Here is a 2,477-nt window from a genome sequence, read left to right as displayed (position 1 = left end):
GGCGCCACCGTCGAATATTCGATCGACGGCGGCCATACGTGGAACACGAGTTTCAGCGCGACCGAAGGCGTGAACGATGTGCAGGTCCGGCAAACCGACATCGCCGGCAACACGTCGGCCGCGACTTCGTTCAGCTTCACGCTCGATACCTCGGCTGCCGCGCCCGGCGTTGCGCTCACCACCGATTCCGGCAGCAGCGCGTCCGATCACATCACCAATGTCGGCACGTTGAACCTCACCGGCATCGAAACCGGCGCCACGGTGCAGTACAGCGTCGATAACGGCGCGCACTGGAACACCAGCTTCAGCGCCGTCGAAGGCACGAACAACGTGCAGGTTCGCCAGATTGACGTCGCCGGCAATACGTCGGCCGCGACATCGTTCAGCTTTACGCTCGATACGTCGGCTGCCGCGCCGGGCGTTGCCCTGACCACCGATTCCGGCAGCAGCGCTGTTGATCACATCACCAATGTCGGTACGTTGAACCTGACTGGCGTCGAAACCGGCGCCACCGTCGAATACTCGATCGACGGCGGCCATACGTGGAACACGAGTTTCAGCGCGACCGAAGGCGTGAACGACGTGCAGGTCCGCCAGACCGATATCGCCGGCAACACGTCCGATCCGACGTCGTTCAACTTCACGCTCGACACCTCGGCCGCCGCACCCGGTGTCGCACTCACCACCGATTCGGGCAGCAGTGCGTCCGACCATATCACCAATGTCGGCACGTTGAACCTGACCGGCATCGAAACCGGTGCCACCGTCGAATATTCGATCGACGGCGGCCATACCTGGAACACCAGCTTCAGCGCGACCGAAGGCCTGAACGACGTACAGGTCCGGCAGACCGATATCGCTGGCAACACGTCGTCGGCAACGTCGTTCAGCTTCACGCTCGACACGTCGGCGGCTGCGCCCGGTGTTGCGCTCGCCACCGATTCCGGCAGCAGTGCGTCCGATCACGTCACCAACGTCGGCACGTTGAACCTGACCGGTGTCGAAACCGGCGCCACCGTCGAATACTCGACCGATGGTGGTCACACCTGGAGCACCAGTTTCAGTGCCACCGAAGGCATGAACGACGTGCAGGTCCGGCAAACCGATATCGCCGGCAACACGTCGTCGGCAACGTCGTTCAGCTTCACGCTCGATACGTCGGCGGCCGCGCCCGGTGTTGCCCTCACCACCGATTCGGGCAGCAGTGCGTCCGATCATGTCACCAATGTCGGCACGTTGAACCTGGCCGGCGTCGAGACCGGCGCCACTGTCGAATATTCGACCGATGGCGGTCATACGTGGAGCACCAGCTTCAATGCCGTCGAAGGCCTGAACGATGTGCAGGTCCGGCAAACCGATATCGCCGGCAACACGTCCGATTCGACTTCGTTCAGCTTCACGCTCGACACGTCGGCCGCCGCACCGGGCGTTGCCCTCACCACCGATTCCGGCAGCAGCGCGTCCGATCACGTCACCAATGTCGGCACGTTGAACCTCACCGACATCGAAACTGGCGCGACCGTCGAATATTCGATCGACGGTCATACCTGGAACACCAGCTTCAGCGCGACCGAAGGCGTGAACGACGTACAGGTTCGGCAAACCGATATCGCCGGCAACACGTCCGACCCGACGTCGTTCAACTTCACGCTCGACACGTCGGCCGCGGCGCCCGGTGTGGCCCTGACCACCGATTCCGGCAGCAGCGCGTCCGACCACATCACCAACGTCGGCACGCTAAACCTGACCGGTGTCGAAACCGGCGCCACCGTCGAATATTCGATCGACGGCGGTCACACCTGGAGCACCAGCTTCAATGCCACCGAAGGCGTGAACGACGTACAGGTCCGGCAGACCGATATCGCCGGCAACACGTCCGATCCCACGTCGTTCAGCTTCACGCTCGACACGTCGGCGGCTGCACCCGGTGTCGCCCTCACCACCGATTCGGGCAGCAGCGCGTCCGATCACGTCACCAATGTCGGCACGTTGAACCTGACCGGTGTCGAGACCGGTGCCACCGTCGAATATTCGACCGATGGCGGCCATACCTGGAACACCAGCTTCAATGCCGTCGAAGGCCTGAACGATGTGCAGGTCCGGCAAACCGATATCGCTGGCAACACGTCCGATCCGACTTCGTTCAGTTTCACGCTCGACACGTCGGCCGCCGCGCCCGGTGTCGCGCTCACCACCGACTCCGGCAGCAGCGCATCCGATCACGTCACCAACGTCGGCACGCTGAACCTCACCGGTGTCGAGACCGGCGCCACCGTCGAATACTCGATCGACGGCGGTCACACCTGGAACACCAGTTTCAGCGCGACCGAAGGCCTGAACGATGTGCAGGTCCGGCAGACCGATATCGCCGGCAACACGTCCGATTCGACTTCGTTCAGCTTCACGCTCGACACGTCGGCCGCCGCACCGGGCGTTGCCCTCACCACCGATTCCGGCAGCAGCGCGTCCGATCACGT

The 2,477-nt window shown here is 63.2% G+C and carries 1 protein-coding gene; it reads left to right on the top strand.

What is annotated here, in order from left to right:
* Positions 1–2,477 (top strand): Ig-like domain-containing protein (locus DIE16_RS36150; RefSeq protein ID WP_260434520.1); only part of this gene is annotated, 2,477 nt, incomplete at both ends.

This window comes from Burkholderia sp. Bp9090 (assembly GCF_003857985.1).
Classification (GTDB): domain Bacteria; phylum Pseudomonadota; class Gammaproteobacteria; order Burkholderiales; family Burkholderiaceae; genus Burkholderia.
This window is presented reverse-complemented; position numbering and strand designations above follow the sequence as displayed.